Annotated in this window: 11 protein-coding genes; 2 read left to right on the forward strand and 9 right to left on the reverse strand. The window is 74.7% G+C overall.

What is annotated here, in order from left to right:
- Positions 1 to 58: 58 nt before the first annotated feature.
- Positions 59 to 967: an endonuclease/exonuclease/phosphatase family protein gene (locus ACWCYY_RS10160; protein ID WP_345287348.1), complete on the forward strand. Its 909-nt coding sequence runs from the start codon at positions 59 to 61 to the stop codon at positions 965 to 967.
- 172 nt (positions 968 to 1,139) lie between these two features.
- Here the strand turns inward: ACWCYY_RS10160 and ACWCYY_RS10165 are convergent, their stop codons facing one another.
- From ACWCYY_RS10165 to ACWCYY_RS10180, 4 genes are all read right to left on the reverse strand, one after another.
- The gene (locus ACWCYY_RS10165) at positions 1,140 to 2,321 is read right to left on the reverse strand and encodes a PP2C family protein-serine/threonine phosphatase (RefSeq protein WP_449795635.1); all 1,182 of its coding nucleotides are present in this window, start codon (positions 2,319 to 2,321) and stop codon (positions 1,140 to 1,142) included.
- Positions 2,322 to 2,511: 190 nt separating this feature from the next.
- Complete coding sequence (locus ACWCYY_RS10170; protein WP_449795636.1) at positions 2,512 to 5,715, reverse strand: ATP-dependent helicase; 3,204 nt, start codon at positions 5,713 to 5,715, stop codon at positions 2,512 to 2,514.
- Positions 5,716 to 5,887: 172 nt separating this feature from the next.
- The gene (locus ACWCYY_RS10175) at positions 5,888 to 9,184 is read right to left on the reverse strand and encodes an ATP-dependent helicase (RefSeq protein ID WP_449795637.1); all 3,297 of its coding nucleotides are present in this window, start codon (positions 9,182 to 9,184) and stop codon (positions 5,888 to 5,890) included.
- Between the two features lie 192 nt (positions 9,185 to 9,376).
- Positions 9,377 to 9,703 carry an MGMT family protein gene (locus ACWCYY_RS10180; RefSeq protein WP_345287340.1) on the reverse strand — a complete coding sequence of 109 codons (327 nt, stop codon included), beginning with the start codon at positions 9,701 to 9,703 and terminating at the stop codon, positions 9,377 to 9,379.
- Positions 9,704 to 9,846: 143 nt separating this feature from the next.
- Here ACWCYY_RS10180 and ACWCYY_RS10185 point away from each other — a divergent pair, with 143 nt between their 5' ends.
- Positions 9,847 to 12,450: a lysylphosphatidylglycerol synthase transmembrane domain-containing protein gene (locus ACWCYY_RS10185; RefSeq protein WP_345287338.1), complete on the forward strand. Its 2,604-nt coding sequence runs from the start codon at positions 9,847 to 9,849 to the stop codon at positions 12,448 to 12,450.
- 87 nt (positions 12,451 to 12,537) lie between these two features.
- Here ACWCYY_RS10185 and moeZ read toward each other — a convergent pair whose 3' ends face one another.
- The 5 genes from moeZ to ACWCYY_RS10210 all read right to left on the reverse strand — a co-directional run bounded on the left by moeZ (position 12,538) and on the right by ACWCYY_RS10210 (position 18,904).
- Positions 12,538 to 13,716 carry an adenylyltransferase/sulfurtransferase MoeZ gene (moeZ, locus tag ACWCYY_RS10190; protein ID WP_345287337.1) on the reverse strand — a complete coding sequence of 393 codons (1,179 nt, stop codon included), beginning with the start codon at positions 13,714 to 13,716 and terminating at the stop codon, positions 12,538 to 12,540.
- 183 nt (positions 13,717 to 13,899) lie between these two features.
- Positions 13,900 to 14,850, reverse strand: a complete 951-nt coding sequence (locus ACWCYY_RS10195) for an NAD-dependent epimerase/dehydratase family protein (RefSeq protein ID WP_345287335.1) — start codon at positions 14,848 to 14,850, stop codon at positions 13,900 to 13,902.
- 60 nt (positions 14,851 to 14,910) lie between these two features.
- Positions 14,911 to 15,471 (reverse strand): hypothetical protein, encoded by a 561-nt coding sequence (locus ACWCYY_RS10200; RefSeq protein WP_449795638.1) that lies wholly within the window; start codon positions 15,469 to 15,471, stop codon positions 14,911 to 14,913.
- A 641-nt stretch (positions 15,472 to 16,112) separates the two neighbouring features.
- On the reverse strand, positions 16,113 to 17,696 hold the full coding sequence (locus ACWCYY_RS10205) for a DUF3492 domain-containing protein (protein ID WP_449795639.1): 1,584 nt from the start codon (positions 17,694 to 17,696) through the stop codon (positions 16,113 to 16,115).
- Between the two features lie 299 nt (positions 17,697 to 17,995).
- A complete protein-coding gene (locus ACWCYY_RS10210) occupies positions 17,996 to 18,904 on the reverse strand; it encodes an alpha/beta fold hydrolase (protein ID WP_449795640.1) in 909 nt (302 codons plus the stop codon).
- Between the last annotated feature and the right edge of the window lie 186 nt (positions 18,905 to 19,090).

A 19,090-nucleotide genomic window follows, 5' to 3' on the forward strand; every position in this document is an offset into this window, starting at 1 on the left:
GAGTATGTATACCCGGTATGCCCCACCGGCTCAAGCGCAGCCGGTACCGTCATGCCTTGTGAGCCAGCTGCGCATCGCCACCTTCAACCTGCTGCACGGCCGCCCGCTGGCCGCCGACGGCAGCCCGCTGCCCTTCCCCGCCGAACCGGGAGAACCGCTGGCCGAAGCGGTCGCCGCCCTCGACGCGGACGTGCTCGCCCTCCAGGAGGTCGACCGCCACCAGGAGCGCTCGGGCTTCACCGACCAGACCGCGGTGGCCGCCAAGGCCATGGGCGCCGGCGACTGGCGGTTCGCCGCCGCCCTGCACGGCCGCCCGGCCGCCGGAGCCGGCTGGATCCTCGACCCCGACCGGCCCGGCCTCCAGGTCTACGGCCCCGCCGAGGCCGGCACCGCCCTCCAGGTCCCCTCGTACGGGACGGCGCTGCTCACCCGGCTGCCCGTCACCCACTGGCGCGCCCGCCGCTTCGCCCCGGCCCCCTTCGGCCTCCCGCTGCGGGTCGCCGGCCGGCGCGGGCTGACCCCGGTGCCGGACGAGCCGCGGGCCGCGCTGGCCGCCGTCCTGCGCGGCGGGAACGGCGAGTTCACCGTGGTCGCCACCCACCTGTCCTTCGTGCCGGGCTGGAACATGGCGCAGCTCGCGGCGATCCGGCGGTGGATCGCCGACCTGCCGGGGCCGCACCTGGTGCTCGGGGACTTCAACCTGATCGGGGCCGTGCCGCGGACCGTGCTCGGCGGGGCGGCCGCGCTCGGGCAGCGGCCGGCGCGGCAGCCCGGGCCGCGGCGGCGGCGCGTCCTGCGGGGCTGGCACGACCTCGCCAAGACCCCGACCTACCCCTCCCACCGCCCCGCGGTCCAGTTCGACCACGTCCTCGCCATGGGCGTCCCCCGCACCGCCGTCGGCACCATCACGGCCCCCCGCACCCCGGTCTCCGACCACCGGCCCCTCCTCGTCGAGGTCGACCTGTAGCGGGCGGCCCGGCAGGGCAGCGCCCCGGGGGCGCGAGGAACTGCGCGAGTACGGAAGGCGGACCAGCGAGAGATCGGGGCACGTCAGCCAGTTGCAGGTGCTGCCGTCCCCCGCGCGCAGTTCCTCGCGCCCCTGGGTCGCTGCAACTGAACGTCGCGCCAGAAGCAACCACCTACGTGGCCGGAACGAGCTCCGTGGTGGTCTGCTGCGGGAGCTGGACGGGTTCGTGGTGGAGCAGCAGCATCGCCGCGTCGTCCCCCAGCTTGTGCCCGACGTGCCGCACGACGTCCTCGTGCAGCCGCCGCAGCACCTCCGTCGGCGATCCGACCGCGCAGTACGGCAGCCGCTCCGCCAGGGGGTAGAAGGCGCCCCGGTGGTCCCGGGCCTCGATGACGCCGTCGGTGTAGAGCAGGATGCGGTCCCCGGGCGCGATGGTGATGCGCTGCACCGGCGGCCGGACGTCGGTGGGGTCCAGCACCCCGAGCGGCGGCACCGTCTCCGGCAGCTCCAGCGCCCGGGCCGGTGCGCCGGGGCTGAGCAGCAGCGGGGCGGGGTGCCCGCAGTTGACGATCTCCACGGACCCGTCCGGACGGACCCCGATCAGCACCAGGGTGACGAACTCCTCCTCGACGCCGGGGTGCTCCCCTTCGTGCAGGACGCGGTCCAGGCTGACGGCCAGCCACCCCGCGACCCGGTCGAGTTCGGGCTCCTGGTGCGCGGCCTCGCGGAAGGCGCCGAGCACGGCCGCCGCGGTCTCGACGGCGGCCAGCCCCTTCCCCCGGACGTCGCCGACGACGGCCCGCACGCCGTGCCGGGTGTTGACCACCTCGTACAGGTCGCCCCCGATGGAGGCGTGCGCGGCGGCGGCCGCGTAGTGGACGGCGGCCCGCACGCACCCGAGCCGGTCCGGGACGGAGCGCAGCAGCACCCTCCGCGCCACCTCCGCGACCAGCTGGGCGTCGGCGAGGGCCTGCTCCTGACGGACCCTCAGCGTGGCGCTGACCCAGCCGATGGCCGCCACCAGCGCGATGGCGAGCACGGTCGCGGTGTGCACGGACTGGCCGAGCACGCCGTTGTACCAGGCGAGCAGGAAGGCGACGGCCTCGGTGGCGAGGCCGAGCGCGAGCGGGTACCAGGTGCGGCGGCTGACCACGGCGGCCAGTGCGGGGACGGCGGTGAGGGCGGGTTCGACGGTCAGCGCGGTGGCGCTGAACCAGTCCAGGGCGAGCACCAGCAGCATGCCGATGAACGGCAGCGCCATCGAGGTCTTCGGCCACGTTCCGGTGACCGTGCCCGGCACGGCTCCGGGGGAAGGCCCCGCGAGCCGGTCCTTGATCCATCCGGTCGCGCTCAACTTCGGTCTCTCCAGCGAGGGTGCGCAGGCGCCCGTGGCACCTGCGGTGATGACTGAGGGTCAGAGGTGGGGCCCTGCCCGGCGGCCGGAGTACCTTGATTGACCGGTTACCGACCCCACAATAGGCGCGAAACGTGCATGGAGCACAGGTTTCGCACGCGGCCGTGACGGCATGGATGCGCTGCGTGACTCATTCTTCACTATTCCCGATCAGAAGCCGAGTCAACTCTTTTCGCCCCGGAAGTCCTGGCGGCCTGTCGACCCGGCCGCTGCGGACGTACAGGAACGAAGCGGTGACCTGCTCGGGTTCTACGCCCGTCAACTCGGCCCACGCCAGCCGGTAGACCGCGAGCTGGAGCGGATCGGCGGCCTCGTCCCGCTGGGTCTTCCAGTCCACCACCTCCCAGCGCTCGTCCCGAGGTGACCCTGAGCCACCGTCACCGTCCCGGTAGACCGCGTCGATCCGGCCGCGCACCACCCGACCGCCGAGCACCAGCTGCACCGGCACCTCGACCCGGTGCGGCCGCCGCCCGGCGTACGGGCTGCGCAGGAAGGCCTCCTTGAGCCGCTCCAGGTCGTGCTCGTCCTCGATCCCCTCGTCGTCGAGGCCGGGCAGCGCGTCGGGGCCGACCAGCGGCAGCTCCTCGTAGGGCAGCTGGTACTGGGCCTGGATCCAGGCGTGGAAGCGGGTGCCCCGGCGGGCGGCCGGCTGCGGGGGGCGGGGCATCGGGCGGGCCAGGTCGCGGGCGAAGCCGTCCGGGTCGGCGTTCAGGCGCAGCAGCTGGGTGGCGGAGAGCGAGGCGGGCAGTTCGACCTCGCGGACGGCGCGGCGGGAGCGGGCCAGCTCGCCCAGCAGGGCCGTCAGGTCGCGGTCCCAGGAGGCGATCCGGCGCTCGTCCTCGGGGGCCTGCGGCTCCGGCGGCGGGGCGGGCTGCCCGGCCAGGCGGCGGTGCACCACCTCGGCCACCCGGCGGCGGGCCAGCTGGGCCCCCGCGTCCAGCGGCAGCGGCCAGGGGGTCTCGACGGAGGTGTCCAGGGCCGGGTTCTCGGCCTCGGGCAGCGGCGGGTCGGCCCAGAGCTCGACCTCGCCGTTGCCGGGCCGCTCGGCGTGCTCGCGCAGCGCGGCGAGGAAGGCGGACGGGCCCCGGCGGCGCTTCTGGCTCGGCCCCCACCAGTGGCCGGAGGCCAGCAGCAGCTCGCGCGGGCGGGTGAAGGCGACGTAGCCGAGCCGCAGATCCTCGACGTGGCCGTGCTCGGCCATCTCGGCCTTGAAGGCCTTCATGTCACGCGGCGTCAGGCCGCCCAGCACCGGCAGGGTGGCGGCGTCGCCGCGCAGCTCGTGCGGGAGCACCTGCTTGGTGCTGGTCCAGCGCTCCCGGCCCCGGCTGCTCGGGAAGGCGTCCTTCACCAGGCCGGGGACGGCCACCACGTCCCACTCCAGGCCCTTGGACTTGTGCGCGGTGAGCACCTTCACGGTGTCCTCGCCGCCGGGCAGGCTGCTGTCCAGGCCCCGCTCGTACTCCTGGGCGGCGCGTAGGAAGGCCAGGAAGGCGGTCAGCCCCGGGTCCCCGTCCAGGTCGGCGAAGCCGGCCGCCACGTCCAGGAAGGAGTGCAGCGTCTCCCGCCGGCGGGCGGCCAACGCGCTCGGGGAGGCGGAGAGTTCGACCTCCAGGCCGGTGACGGCCAGCACCCGGTGCAGCACGTCCATCAGCGGCTCGGCCAGCACCCGCCTCAAGTCCCGTAGTTCGCGCGCCAGTTGGGCGAAGCGGTGGCGGGCCTCCGGGGAGAACGGCAGCTCGTCCGGCTGCTCGGTGTCGATGAAGGTCTCCAGCGCGTCGGCCAGCGAGACCACCTCGGTCGGGTCGGTCTCGGCCACCGCCGCCGCCAGCGGGTCGGCGCCCTCGGACCGGCCGGTGCGCACCAGCTCGGCGGCCCGGCGGCCCAGCAGCGCCAGGTCACGCGGGCCGGTCCGCCAGCGCGGGCCGACCAGCAGCCGCACCAGCGAGGCGTTCGCGGTCGGGTCCTGGAGCACCTCGCAGACCGCCACCAGGTCGGCCACCTCCGGGAGTTGGAGCAGCCCGCCGAGTCCGACCACCTCCACCGGCACCTCGCGGGCCACCAGCGCGGCGTGGATGTCCGGGAAGGCCGAACCGCCCCGGCAGAGCACCGCGATCCGCCCCGGCGGGGTGCCGGTCGCGGTCAGGTGGGCGATCCGGTCGGCCAGCCAGTCGATCTCCTCGGCGTGGGTGGGCAGCAGCGCGCAGCGCAGGTACCCGTCCAGCTCGGCCCCCGGGGCCGGGCGGAGCGCCTCCACCCCCTCGTGCATCTCCCGCAGCGGGGCGGCGAGTTCGTTGGCGAAGGCCAGCAGCCGGCCGCCGCTGCGGCGGTTCTCGCTCAGCGCGTACCGGTGGGCCGGGGAGCCGTCCCGGCGCGGGAAGTGCCTCGGGAAGTCGTCCAGGTTGGCCACCGAGGCGCCGCGCCAGCCGTAGATGGCCTGGCACGGGTCCCCCACGGCCGTCACCGGATGCCCGCCCTCGGTGCCGAACAGCCCTGCCAGCATCAGGCGTTGGGCCACCGAGGTGTCCTGGTACTCGTCCAGCAGTACCACGCCGAACTGCTCGCGCAGCAGCCGCCCGACCTCCGGGCGCTCCTGCGCGAGGCGGGCCGAGGCGGCGATCTGGTCGCCGAAGTCCATCAGGTTGGCCCGGCGCTTGCGGCGGCGGTACTCCTCCACCAGCTCCAGCAGCTCCAGCCGGGCCCGGGCCGTCACCGGGATCGGGCGCAGGTCGTCGTTGCTCAGCCTGACGGTGGCGGCGTGGTCGATCAGCTCCCGGTCGAAGGCGCGCAGCCGCTCCGGCTCCACCAGGTGCTCGGCCAGCTCGGAGTCGAGCGCGACCAGCTCCGCGACCAGGCTGCTGAACGCACCCGTCAGGTGCGGGTACGGCCCGCGCGAGGAGCGCAGCACCCGGGCCGCCAGCTGGTACCTGGTCGCGTCGGCCAGCAGGCGGACGTCCGGCTCGATGCCCAGGCGCAGGCCGTGCTCCTTGAGCAGCCGCCCGGCGAACGAGTGGTACGTCGAGATCTCCGGCTCCCCGAGCACCTCCTCCTCCGGGCCCGCCACCCCGGCCCGGTGCAGCGCCGCCCGGACGCGCTCGGCCAGCTCCCCCGCCGCCTTGTTGGTGAACGTCAGCCCCAGCACCTGCTCCGGCCGCACCGCCCCCGACCCGACCAGCCAAACCACCCGGGCCGCCATCACCGTCGTCTTCCCCGACCCGGCCCCCGCCACGATCACCCCGGGCTCCAGCGGCGCCCCGATCGCGGCCAGCTGCTCCGGGTTGAACGGCACCCCGAGCAGCGCCTTCAACTCCTCGGGGCTGCTCAGCGCGGATCTCATCCGCCCAGCCTAAGACGACGCCCTGACGAACGTGGCTACGCCTCCAGGGGCGCGGGGAACTGCGCGAATCGGAAGGCGGACCAGTGTGAGGTCGGGGCAGGCGAGCCAGTTGCACCTGGTGCCGTTCCCCTGCGCGCAGTTCCTCGCGCCCCCAGGCGGCCCTCCGGGCTGCCTAGTCCAGGAGCTGGCGCCCGTCGCGCTGCGCCGAGCAGGAGGCCCGGAAGGAGCAGCGCGCGCAGCCCTCGCTCGCCTTGGGCGTGAAGCGTTCCGAGAGCACCCGCCCCGCCGACTCCGCCAGCAGCCCCTCGATCCACGGCTCCGCCGGCGGCCCCTGGTGCTGCACCTTCGGAGCCTCCGGCTCCTTCTTCGAGGCCTCCGCCCGAAGGTGCACCAGCTCCGCCCCGCCGACCTCCACGGCCTCCCCGAGCCCGGCCACGCCGTCCAGCGCACCGCTGCGCGCCGCGAGCTGATAGACCGCCAGCTGCTTGTGCTCGGGCAGTGACTTGTCCGTCGGCAGGTGCTTGCCGGTCTTGAAGTCGACCACGTAGACCCGCCCCGCCCCGTCCTGCTCGACCCGGTCCATCGACCCCCGGATCCGCACCGAGAGGTCCCCCACCGGCAGCGTCAGGTCGAAGTCCTGCTCGGTGGCCACGGTGACCCGGCCGCGCTCCAGCACGTGCCAGTGCAGGAAGCGCTCCAGGGCGGCCCGCGCCTGCTCCTTCTCCTGCTGCGACTTCCAGGGCGCGTCGAAGGCCAGCGCGTCCCAGACCGTGTCCAGGCGCTCCATCAGTACCGCCAGGTCCGCCGGGGTGCGCCCGGAGCCGACCTCGTCGGCGAGCGCGTGCACCACGTTCCCGAACCCCTGGGCCGCCGTCGTGGTGGACCCCGCCCGGACGTCCTTCTCCAGGAACCACCGCAGGGAGCACCCGTCCAGCTGCTCCAGCCCGCTCCCCGACAGCCGCACCGGCTCGGCCGGATCCCGCAGCGGCTTCGCCGACTCGGTCCGGTCCACCAGGCCCCACCACCGGTCGGGGTGGGCGGCCGGCACCAGCGGCACGCCGTCCTCGTCGGCGGCCGCGGCCAGCACCGCCAGCCGTTCGGCGGCGGCCCGCCGCAGTGCGGGCGGCTGCGCCGGGTCGACCGTGACCGCACGCAGTTCGGCGACCAGCGCCGCGACCGAGAGCGGCCGCTTCGGACGGTGCGTCACCTCCTCCACCGTCACCGGCGGGGTGCGCCGCAGCACCTTCCCGCTCGCCCGGTCGACCTCCTCCCGGTAGAGCTCGCGCAGGAAGCGCGAGGGTTCGTCGCCGTCCTCGCTCGGTGCCTTGACGGCCGTCACCACCAGCCGGTCCTTCGCCCGGGTGACGGCGGTGTAGAAGAGGCGGCGCTCCTCTCCCAGCAGGGCGCCCGGGGAGAGCGGTTCGGCGAGGCCGTCGCGGCCGATCCGGTCGGCCTCCAACAGCGAGCCGCGGCGGCGCAGGTCCGGCCAGAGGCCCTCCTGCACCCCGGCCACCACCACCAGCCGCCACTCCAGACCCTTGGAGCGGTGCGCGGTCATGAGCCGGACGGCCTCCGGGCGGACGGCCCGCACGGTCAGGGTGTCGGCGGCGATGTCCTGGGCCTCGAGCTCGGCCAGCAGCTCCAGGGCGCCCCGGTGCCCGGCGGACTGCTCCTCGGCCCGGGCCGCGGTGTCGAACAGCGCGCAGAGCGCGTCCAGGTCGCGGTCCGCGTTCCGTCCCGCCGGGCCGCCGCCCCGGAGCGCGGCCCGCTCCAGGCGCTCCCGCCAGCGGCGCGCGCCGTCCCAGAGCTGCCAGAGCGCCTCCTCGGCGCTGCCGCCCCCGGCCAGCAGTTCGCGCACCTTGCGCAGCAGCGTCCCCAGCTCCAGCGCCCGCCGGGCGTAGGAGGGCTCCATCGCCACCAGCCGCTCGGGCTCGGCCAGCGCCTCCCGGATCAGCTCCTCCGCCGACCGCACCACCAGCGGGGTGTCCTCCGACGCTCCGTCAGGACCCCGCAGCGCCTGCCGCTCCTCCTCCCGCAGCGCCCGCCCGAGCCGCCGCAGGTCGGAGCCGTCCAGTCCGCCGAGCGGCCCGGTCAGCAGCGCGTGCGCCTGCTCGGTGTCGCACGCCGCCGCCGGGTGCGCGCAGACCCGCAGGGCGGCGAGCAGCGCCGCCACGGCCGGCTCCTCGCGCAGCGGCAGGTCGTCGCCGTCGATCTCCAGCGGTACACCGGCCGCGCCGAGCGCCCGCCGCACGCCCGGGATGGACCGCGCACCGGCCCGGACCAGCACCGCCATCTCTCCCCAGGGGATCCCGTCCTCCAGGTGGGCGCGGCGCAGCAGGTCGGCGATCGAGTCCAGTTCGGCGCCGGGCGTCGGATAGGTGTACACCTCGACCCGGCCGCCCTCCCGGGACGGCAGCAGCGCCCGGTGCTGGGCCAGCTTGTCGGCGGGCAGCCGCCCCATCGGCATCCGGCCGGTGAGCTCCCGGGCCGCGGCCAGCAGCACGGCGCCGGAGCGGCGGGAGACCCGGAGCACCTTGACCTCGGCCGGGCCGCCGTCGGCCTTGGGGAAGGCGGACGGGAAGTCCAGGATGCCGTTCAGGTCGGCGCCGCGGAACGCGTAGATCGACTGGTCCGGGTCGCCGACCACCACCAAGTCCCTCCCACCGCCCGCGAGTTGCCGCAGCAGACGGACCTGGGAGGGGTCGGTGTCCTGGTACTCGTCCACGAACACCACGTCGTACTTCTCGCGCAGCTCGCCGCCCACCTCCGGACGCTCCGCCAGCAGCACGGCGCGGTGCACCAGTTCGGCGTAGTCCAGCACCCCGCGCAGGTCGAGCACGTCCAGGTACTCGGCCAGGAAGTGCGCGGCGGCGGACCAGTCGGGCCGCTGCACCCCGGCGGCGAAGCGGCTCAGCTCCTCCCCGCCGAGCCCCAGCTCCCGGCTGCGCGCCAGCACCGCGCGGACCTCGTCGGCGAAGCCGCGGGTGGTCAGACAGGCCCTCAGGTCCAGCGGCCAGTCGAACCTGCCCGTCCCGGCCCGGGCGTCCTCCGCCCCGCCGGCCAGCAGCTCACGGACCATCACGTCCTGCTCCGGCCCGGAGAGCAGCCGCAGCGGCTCGGCGTAGGCCTCGGGAGCCTGGTGCGCGCGCAGCAGCGCGTAGCAGAAGGAGTGGAAGGTGGTGGCCTGCGGAGTGGCCGAGCCGTTCCCCAGCCGGGTCGTCATCCGGTCCCGCAGCTCCGCCGCCGCCTTGCGGCTGAAGGTCAGCACCAGGATCCGCTCCGGGTCGGTGCCGTGCTCGATCCGCCGCACCACCGACTCCACCAAGGTGGTGGTCTTGCCCGTCCCCGGCCCCGCGAGCACCAGCAGCGGCCCGGCCCCGTGCTCGGCCACCGCCCGCTGGTACTCGTCCAGCACGGGCGCCACCGGCTGCGCCAGTGCGTTGCGGACCAGACGGAACGGAGAAGCCATCCGACGAGCCTAACCGCCGTACGAAGATCGGGGGGCTGGCTCTCGGGCCGGGCCGGATCAGCGGGCGTCGTTGGGGTGCGTGCCTCGGCGCCGCCGAGGAAGGAGTCCATGCGGAGCATCGGCGACTGACGAGAAGGTGGCGAGGTGCGTGCCCCGGCGGCGCCCGCCCGGCCCGGCCCGAGAGCCAGCCCCTCAACCGCCGTCCCAGCGTGCCTTCTTGAGGTCCACCCTCGGCTCGCCGCCGACCAGCTTCAGCGGTGTGCCCTCCACCCGGTACTCCGGCAGCGCCCGGTGCTCGTGGCCCGGCAGCGGACGCCCGTCGGCCCGGATCACCCGCCACCAGGGGACCCCGGCCCCGTAGAGCGCCATCACCCGGCCGACCTGCCGGGGGCCGCCCCGGCCGAGGTACTCGGCCACGTCCCCGTACGTCATCACCCGGCCCGGCGGGATCCGCTCGGTCAGTGCGAGCACCGACTCGACGTACGCCTCGGGCTCATCCGGCGGCTCACGGTTCGTCACTCTGGCATCCTGCCAAACAGCACCGACAGCCGGAGCCCGTCCGGGGGATTCGCCGCGCCCGATGCGGACCCTGTCCCTCGCCGGTGCCCCCGGCATGCCACCATCTGACGGGGCGGTGAGTGGTGATACGAGGACAAGACCAGATGACCGGGACGGCAGACGTGGACGTGGAAGAGGGCCCGACGGAGCCCGCCACCTTCCAGCCGTCCGGCTCTCCCGAGCCGCCGGTGGGCACGACCGAGGGGGAAGAGGGAGTGGCCGAGGAGCCACCGAACGGCGAGCACGTCGCCGTCGACGAGCCGCTGCTCGCGGCCCGGGCACACCGACCGTCCGATCTGCTGAGGTTCCTGGCCGGCGTGCTCGGGATAGTGGCCCTCTTCCTGGTGGCCCGCTTCGCGGTCTCCACCACCTCGGGCCTGGAGACCGACATCTCCAAGAACGCCGAGCACATCCCGAGCTGGCTCACCACCGTCACCGGGCTGGCCGCCAGCATCGCGGTGCTCGCCGTACCGCTCTCCTTCGCGGTGGAGCGGCTGATCAAGCGGGACGGTCTGCGGGTCGCCGACGGCGTGCTGGCCTCGGTGCTGGCCTACGGGGTCTCGCTCGGCGTCGACTGGTGGGTGGCGGCCGGAGCACCGAACGAGGTGCGCAACGCGCTGACCCAGTTCCCGCCCGGTTCGCAGTCGCTGACCGACCCGGTGCACGGCTACCTGGCCCCGGTGATCGCCTACATGACCGCCGTCGGCATGTCGAGCAGACCGCGCTGGCGGGTGGCCCTCTGGTCGGTGGTGCTGCTCAGCGGCCTGACCGAGCTGGCCAGCGGCTACACCACCGTGCTCTCCCTCATCCTGACGGTGCTGATCGGCTGGTCGGTGGCCTACGCCACCCTCTACGCGATCGGTTCGCCGAACATCCGCCCGACCGGCCAGCACCTGCTGATCGGCCTGCGCAAGGTCGGCTTCTCCCCCTCGGTCGCGCACGTCGCCCCGGACGCCCCCGGCGGCACCCGGCGCTACTACGTGGAGCAGCTCTCCGGCCCCCCGCTGGACGTCCACGTGATCGACCGGGAGCAGCAGGCCTCCGGCTTCTTCTACCGCGCCTGGCGCCGCCTCAGGCTCCGCTCGGTGGCCGTCCGGCGCAGCCCGCAGTCGCTCCGCCAGGCCCTCGAACAGGAGGCCCTGATCGCCTACGCGGCCACCGCCTCCGGAGCCCGCGCGCCCCAGCTGGTGGCCACCTCCGAACTCGGCCCGGACGCCGCCATCCTGGTCTACGAGAAGCTGACGGGCCGTCCGCTGGACGAGCTGGTCGACGAGGAGGTCACGGACGAGGCGATGGCCTCGCTCTGGGAGGCCGTCGACGCCCTGCACCAGCGCCGCATCGCGCACCGCCGCCTCACCGGCGAGTCCCTGCTGGTGGTGGACGAGAAGACCGGCTACCTGGTCAACCTCTCGGGCGGCGACATCGCGGCGGGCGACCTCACCCTGCGGATCGACATCGCCCAGCTGCTCACCACCTTCGCCCTGCGGGTCGGCCCCGAGCGCGCGGTGGCCACCGCCAACCGGGTGCTCGGCGCCGACCGGGTGGCCGCCTCGCTCCCGCTGCTCCAGCCCGTCGGCCTGAGCCGCACCACCCGGCTCGACCTGGGCCGGCTGAACAAGGAGCGCAAGTCCACCGCCCAGGCGCTCGCCCTGGAGCAGGTGGCCTCCGGGGAGCGCACCCAGCAGCAGGCCGAGGAGGACATCGCGGTCGCCAGCGAGGACCTGCTCAGCCGGATCCGCGGCCAGATCCTCCAGGTCGTCCCGGAGGCCCCGCTGGCCCCCGAGAAGCTGGAGCGGCTCAAGCCGAAGACCGTCATCACGGTGGTGGCGCTGGCCTTCGCGGCCTACTTCGCGCTGACCGCGATCAAGCCCGAGAAGTTCAACCTGGACCAGATGCACTGGGCCTGGGCGGCCGCGGCACTGGCCGCCGCCGCGCTGAGCTACATCGCGGCCTCGATGAGCCTGACCGGCTTCGTGCTGGAGCGGCTGCCGTTCGCCCGGACCGTGGCGGCCCAGGTGGCCGGCTCCTTCGTGAAGCTGGTCGCGCCCGCCGCCATCGGCGGCATCGCGCTGAACACCCGGTACCTCCAGAAGGCGGGCATCCGCCCGGTCCAGGCGGTGGCCAGCGTCGGCGCCTCCCAGCTGGCTGGCCTGGCCGGGCACCTGCTGCTGCTCTTCACCTTCGGTCTGATCACCGGTCAGCAGCGCGAGGGCGAGTTCGGCGCCTCCCGTGCCCTGATCATCGGCGTGCTGAGCGCCGCGGTGCTCTCGCTGGTGATCGCCGCCGTCGCACCGCTGCGACGCTTCGTGGTGACCAGGGTCCGCGCGCTGTTCTTCGGCGTGGTGCCCCGGATGCTGGACCTGATGCGGACCCCGAGCAAGCTGCTCACCGGCTTCGGCGGCATCCTGCTGCTGACGCTCAGCTTCACCGCCTGCCTGGACGCCTCGATCCGCGCCTTCGGCTACTCGATGAGCTTCTCCGCCGTGGCGGTGGTCTTCCTGACCGCCAACGCGGCCGGGTCGGCGATCCCGACCCCCGGTGGCATCGGCGCGGTCGAGCTGTCGCTCCTCGGCGGGCTGACCCTCGCCGGCGTCCCGCCCACCGTCGCCACCCCGGCCGTCTTCCTCTACCGGGCGCTGACCTTCTGGCTCCCGATCCTCCCCGGCTGGTTCTGCTACAACGTCCTCCAGCGCAAGGACGCGCTCTAGACGGGCTCCGGAGCACCGGGCTCGCGGACACCACGAGGGGCGGGCGGCCAGTGGCCGCCCGCCCCTCGTCCGTACGGTGACGGTCCGTCAGTAGGACGGCTTGTGCGGCTCGATCTGGTTGACCCAGCCGAGGATGCCGCCGCCCAAGTGGACCGCGTCGGAGAAGCCGGCCGACTTGAGGACGGCCAGCACCTCGGCCGAGCGGACGCCCGACTTGCAGTGCAGCACGATCTTCTTGTCCTGCGGCAGGGACTCCAGCGCGTTCCCCATCAGGAACTCGTTCTTCGGGATCAGCGTGGCGCCGGGGATCGAGACGATCTCGTACTCGCCGGGCTCGCGGACGTCGACCAGGAAGATGTCCTCCTCGTCGTCCTGCCACTGCTTGAGCTGCTTCGAGGTGATGGTCGAACCGGCGGCGGCCTCCTGGGCCTCCTCGGAGACCACGCCGCAGAAGACGTCGTAGTCGATCAGCTCGGTGACCGTCGGGTTCTCGCCGCAGACCGCGCAGTTCGGGTCCTTGCGGATCTTGACCTGGCGGTAGTTCATCTCCAGGGCGTCGTAGATCATCAGACGGCCGACCAGCGGCTCGCCGACACCGGCCAGCAGCTTGATCGCCTCGGTCACCTGGATCGAGCCGATCGAGGCGCAGAGCACCCCGAGCACGCCGCCCTCGGCGCAGGACGGGACCATGCCCGGCGGCGGGGCCTCCGGGTAGAGGCAGCGGTAGCACGGGCCGTGCTCGGCCCAGAACACGCTGGCCTGGCCGTCGAAGCGGTAGATCGAGCCCCAGACGTACGGCTTGCCGAGCAGCACCGCGGCGTCGTTCACCAGGTACCGGGTGGCGAAGTTGTCGGTGCCGTCGACGATCAGGTCGTAGCCGGAGAAGATCTCCATCACGTTGTCGTTGTCGAGGCGGTCCTCGTGCAGGATCACGTTGACGTACGGGTTGATCTCCAGCACGGAGTTCTTCGCCGACTCGGCCTTGGAGCGGCCGATGTCCGACTGGCCGTGGATGATCTGCCGCTGGAGGTTCGACTCGTCCACGGTGTCGAACTCGACGATGCCGAGCGTGCCGACGCCGGCGGCGGCCAGGTACATCAGGGCGGGCGAGCCCAGGCCGCCGGCGCCGACACAGAGCACCTTGGCGTTCTTCAGCCGCTTCTGCCCGGCCATCCCGACGTCGGGGATGATCAGGTGGCGGGAGTACCGGCGGACCTCGTCGATGGTGAGCTCGTCGGCCGGCTCGACCAGGGGTGGCAGCGACACAGTGACTCCGATGGTCGTCAGTTCGGGGCTTGGCGGGCCACCGAAGTGGCTCAGCTACGCCAACAGTGTCACTCGACCGAGGTATTCCGAGACAGCAGGTCCGACTGGTGAGACACCCCTCGCCGGATCGTGGGACCACGCCGGATTCCCGCAACACCCCTGGTGGGAGCGGGCGGTGGAGGGTCAGACCCGGCAGGCGGTCTCCAGCCAGATGTCCCCCAGCGACTCCTCCAGCGGCACCTGTGTCCGCCAGCCGAGACGGTCCCGGGCGGTCCTGGCATCGGCCTGCCGCCACTGCACCGGCTCGCCGCCCGGCCGGAACGGCGGGTACTGCGGCGGGTGGTCCCCGGCCGGCCCCGGCTGCCCCGGCAGCGCCGCCGGGCGGGCGTCCTCGCTGATGGAGCCCTCGAACCCGGCCGCCCGCAGCAGCAGCTGCGCACCGTCCCGGGCCCGCACCGCGTGGCCGCTACCGATGTTGATCACTCCGGTGGCCGCCGAGACGGCCGCCGACTGCACGGCCCTGGCGACATCCCGGACGTCCACGAAATCCCGGTATCCGGACAGGTCCGGCATCCGCACCTGCCGCTCGCCCTGCTCCAGCGCCCGGCGCAGCCCCTCCGCCAGCCGCCCGAACAGCGAGGCGGCCGGCGAGCCCGGCCCCACCACGTCGAACACCCGCAGCACCGCCGCGTCCAGCCCACTGGCCAGCACCAGCTCCGTCCCGGCCAGCTTGGACACCCCGTACGGGCCCGAGGGCCTGGGCTCGGCGTGCTCCGAGATCGGCACCCCGGCGGGCATCGGCCCGTACTCCGCCGCCGATCCGATGTGCACCAGCCTGGCCGGCTCCCGGCTGCGCCGGATCGCCTCGCAGACGGTGGCCACCGCCAGCGTGTTCGACCGGATCAGCATCCGCGAGCTGCCGTAGGTCGCGCCCGCGCAGTTGATCACCACCTGCGGCGCCACCGCGTCCAGGAACCGGGCCAGCGCGCCCGGGCTCCCCGCCGTCAGGTCGAACCGGATGTCGGCCGAATCCCGCCGCCCCAGCACGGTGACCTGGAGGTCCGGTTCGTCCAGCAGACGCTCGGCGACGCGACGGCCGATGAAACCGTCCGCGCCCAACAGCAGCACCCTCATCTGGGGTGTCCTTCCACGAGATCCATTTGCAGAGAACAAGAGGTACGGGCGGGCCCGCCGTCACGGGTCGCGGTGCGCACCGGGGCGGCCCAGCACCAGCCACGCGTACGGCAGCAGCACGGCCGCCACCGGCGCGCAGACCAGCAGCTGGGCGGCCTGGGCGCCGTGCTGAACGGCCGTCAGCACGGCCCCTCCCGCACCGGCCGCCACCAGGCCCGCCAGCCCCGGGGCCGGGTGGCCGCCGCGGAGCAGGACGACCGCCGGGACCAACACCGCCCCGAGGGCCGCCTGCCCGGCCCACTGCGCGCCGCCGGCCCGGTGCAGCGCGCCGTACAACAGGCCCCCGTCGCCGGCCGGCTGGGCAGCGGTGAGCAGCACCAGGCCGCCGAAGCCGAGCACGGCCACGGCCAGGGCGTGCAGCCCGACCGCGACCGGCAGGACGGGCCGCATCAGGGCCCGGAAGTCCGCGATCGTCCGCGCCGCACCGAGGTGCCCCCGGCCCACCTGCCGCAGCCACCCGGCCACCCACTCCACCGCCCCGGCCCCGGCCCCCGCCGCCAGCCCGAACACCACCCCGCCCGGCCCCCCGCCCACCACCGGCACCACCACGGCCAACGCCAACGCCACTCCCCCCGCCAAGACAGCGGCGCGCGGGACACCGGCGGCTACCCCGGGGGCGCGCGGAGCGTAGGCGGCTGCCCCGGGGGCGCGGGGAACTGCGCGAGGCGGAAGAAGGAGACCCGTGTGCCGGGTACGGCCCCTCACTTGCACGTGGACGTCCGTACCCGGCAGCCCGCTCGGCGTCTCCCGCAGCGCGCAGTTCCCCGCGCCCCCGGGTTGACCGCCTCCGTCGCTGTGACCACCGCCCAGCAGCCCAGCGGGCCGCGTCGCCGCCCAGGCCAGCCACCCGCCGCACAGCACCGCCAACGGCCCCCGCGCCGCAGGCACCACCGCACAGCCCACCGCCAACCCCACCACCGGCAGCCCGTGCCGGACGGCACTGCGCAGCGCCGCCCCGGCCCGCGCCCGCCACGCCCCGCCGGGCACTGCGGCGGCGGTCCGCGGCGGGCGCCGCGGGACCCGGGCGTACAGCTCCTCCGCCAGCGAGAAGACGTCCGCGTGCCGGTACCGGGCCGCCTCTCCCGGCCCGATCCCGGAGTCCTCCAGCGCGGCCGCTATCTCCCACGCGTCCACCGCCTGCTCGCAGGTCCTCCGGTGACGCTCCATCAACTCCCGGACCGGGTCCCCCGTCTCCCCGACCATCAGACCGCTTCCTTCAACGGCTCCACGGCCACGGCCACGTCCACCTCGGCGGCCGCCTCGCCCCCGACCGGCCCCGCCACCCAGTACTCGGCGGGCCGGGCGAACGGCCGCACCTCCGCCCGCGCCCCCTTCTTCTCCACCCCGCCCGCACGCCCCGCCGCCGGGTACGCCGGGAAGCGCGAGACCAGCTCCAGGTAGACCTCGCGGAAGGCGGTCACCACCGGCTCCACCGCGAACCGTTCCTGCGCCCGCAACCGCCCGGCCAGCCCGAGCCGGGCCCGCCGCTCCGCGTCGCCGAGCAGCGCCAGGCAGGCCGCGGCCAGCGCCGCGGGGTCACGGGGCGGCACCAGCAGCCCCGTCGGCCCGAGCACCTCCCGGGCCACCCCGACCTCGGTGGAGACCACGGCCCGGCCGCTCAGCATGGCGTCGGCGATCAGCCGGGGGCTGCGCTGGGCGAGCGCCGAGAAGACCACCACCTGCCCGGCCCCCCAGGCCTCGGCCGCGCCGCCCTCCGGCCGCCCCTCGAAGGAGACGGCCGCGCCCACCCCGAGCTTCTCCGCTATCCCGCGCAGGTGCGCGAGGTATCCGGGCGCGCCCTCCTCGCCGTACAACCGCAGCCGCGCTCCCGGCAGTTCGGCCCGGACCTTGGCGAAGGCGTGCAGCACCAGCGCGGGGTCGCGCCCGGGCTCCAGCGCCCCGGCCCAGACCAGCACCGGCCGCTCCGGCTCCGGCCCGGCCGCCGGCCGCCCCACCGCCGGGGTGCCCTCGTGCACCACCCGGATCCGGGCCGGGTCGGCCCCGCAGCGCTCCTGCCAGCGCCGGTCGTAGTCGCTCCCGGGGGTGAGCACGGCGGCCTGGCGGTACGTCTCCTCGGTGAGCTGCCGGAAGAAGGCGATCAGCAGCGCCCGCACCGGCCACCGGTACGGCGCCGTGCGCCAGCTCCGGTACTGCTCGCGCAGGTGCAGCCCGTGCTCGGTGACCACGAACGGCACCCCGTGCAGCTGCTTGGCCACCAGGGCGGGCAGCGCCGCCGGGCCACCGCCGACCACGTGGCACAGGTCGGCCCCGCCGAGCCCGTCCTCCCCGGTGCCGTACCAGCGGGCGGCGAGCGGACGCAGGCACTGCTCCAGCAGGTCGGCCGCGACCAGCACGTCCTGGACCTGCGGCTGCCCGGCCGCGGTCTCGGCCCCGGGCGAGCGCCAGACCTGTTCCAGCACCCGCTGGGCCGGCCCGGAGGCCAGGAAGGCGGGCAGCGCGCCGTCCTCCCGGGCGAGCGCCGCCAGCCGGTACAGCGCGGGGCCGAAGGAGGCCCGCTCGCCCGGTATCACCAGCGAGCGCACCAGCGCCCGGTAGGCCTGCACGTACGGCCGCCGCCGGTGCAGAGCGGGCCCGCGGCCGCGGGGGCGCCGCCCCCAGATCGGCAGCTCGCTCACCGGCAGCAGCCCGCCCGCGGCCCCGCCGCCCCCGCCCAGCACGTACATCCGGAACTCGTGCTCGGCGAGCCCCTCGGCCAGCCGCCCGCACCAGCCGTCGGCACGGCGTGCGTACGAGTGGGAACTCTCGGTGATCAGGGCAATGCGCACGACGACCTCCAGGGCGCAGCGGTTCGTGTTGACCGGGTGCGGTTACGCGACGACGTCAGCCCACGTACCAGTACTCAGAACCCGCGCGGCTGCTCCGGGACCACCCGGAGGGGCCGCGCTCTCCCCCACACCTGTTCGGTCCGACACCACGAAGGTAGAACGAATCGCTGAGAACGCCGCCGCCCTGGGCGTACGTGCCACCTGAACGAGTGAAACCGCGTGACCTCGCCGCGTCCGGGCCGTTCTGCCGCGCCGCTGACTCCCCGTCAACAGGCCTGCCGACCCCGGGAGATCGCAGGTCAGGCCACCGCCAGCAGCTCCCGCACGGCCCGCGCCACCCGCTCCGGGTGCTCCAGCATCGCCACGTGCCCGGCCTCCGGCAGCACCAGCAGCCGGGCGTCCGCGAAGGCCGCGCAGGCCCTGTGCGCCGAGCGGTACGACACCAGCTTGTCCTTCAGCCCGTACACCAGCAGGACCGGCGCCTTCACCTGCGCCGCCTGCCGCCAGAGCGACTGGTCCCCGCGCTCGGTGTAGGCCGAGACGATCCCGCGCGCCGATCCGGCCAGCACCCCGAGCGCGTACGGCAGCCCGGACCGGCGCCGGTGCTCGGCCACCGCGCGGTCCCACTGCCCGGGCGGGACGGCGTCCGGGTCGCCGTAGACCAGCCCGAGCAGCTGCCGGGTGGCCTGCTCGACGTCGCCGCCCGGACTGCGGGTGCGGCTCAGCAGGGCGGCCACCCCGGGCACCGCGAGCAGGCCGGTGGGCCAGGCGGTGCGCTGCGGGGGCAGCTCGGGCAGGGCCGGCGAGATCAGGGTGAGGCTGCGCACCAGGTCCGGCCGCAGGGCGGCCAGCCGGACGGCGACGGCGCCGCCCAGCGAGTTGCCGAACAGGTGCACCGGCCCGCGCCCGGTGGCCTCCAGGTAGCCGATCACCGCCCGGACGTGGCCGTTGAGCGACAGGTTCCCGTCCTGCGGGGGCATCGACCAGCCGAAGCCGGGCAGGTCCACCGCCTCCACGTCCAGCACGTCGGAGAGCTCGGCCATCAGCTCGGTCCAGTTGTCCCCGGAGCCGCCGAGCCCGTGCACGAAGAGCGCGGCCGGCAGGTCGGCCGACCGCTCGGCGGGCCCGTGCACCGCCAGCACCGCCCCCGGGACCTCCACGGTCCGCCCCGTGCCCGTCCCGTCCGCCACCCGCTGCTCAGTGCTCATGGAGCACGATCGTAGTGAGCGCGCGGGTGCCGGCCCAGCCCCCACGATCACCCCCGCCGCCGTCTCGACCTCTGGACAGCGCAGGTCGGCCCCGTATTGTGGGCTCCCGACAAGGGGTCCGAGGGGTAATTGATCGGCGCCCGCCCGGCGCGGATCCGGTTACCCAAAAGTAGAATCGGACTCCTC

This window comes from Kitasatospora sp. NPDC001664, assembly GCF_053596675.1.

Coding starts and splice junctions, on each gene's coding strand:
- ACWCYY_RS10170 (WP_449795636.1), bottom strand. CDS start 5,715: ATGAGATCCGCGCTGAGCAGCCCCGAGGAGTTGAAGGCGCTGCTCGGG.
- ACWCYY_RS10175 (WP_449795637.1), bottom strand. CDS start 9,184: ATGGCTTCTCCGTTCCGTCTGGTCCGCAACGCACTGGCGCAGCCGGTG.
- ACWCYY_RS10185 (WP_345287338.1), top strand. CDS start 9,847: ATGACCGGGACGGCAGACGTGGACGTGGAAGAGGGCCCGACGGAGCCC.
- ACWCYY_RS10195 (WP_345287335.1), bottom strand. CDS start 14,850: ATGAGGGTGCTGCTGTTGGGCGCGGACGGTTTCATCGGCCGTCGCGTC.
- ACWCYY_RS10210 (WP_449795640.1), bottom strand. CDS start 18,904: ATGAGCACTGAGCAGCGGGTGGCGGACGGGACGGGCACGGGGCGGACC.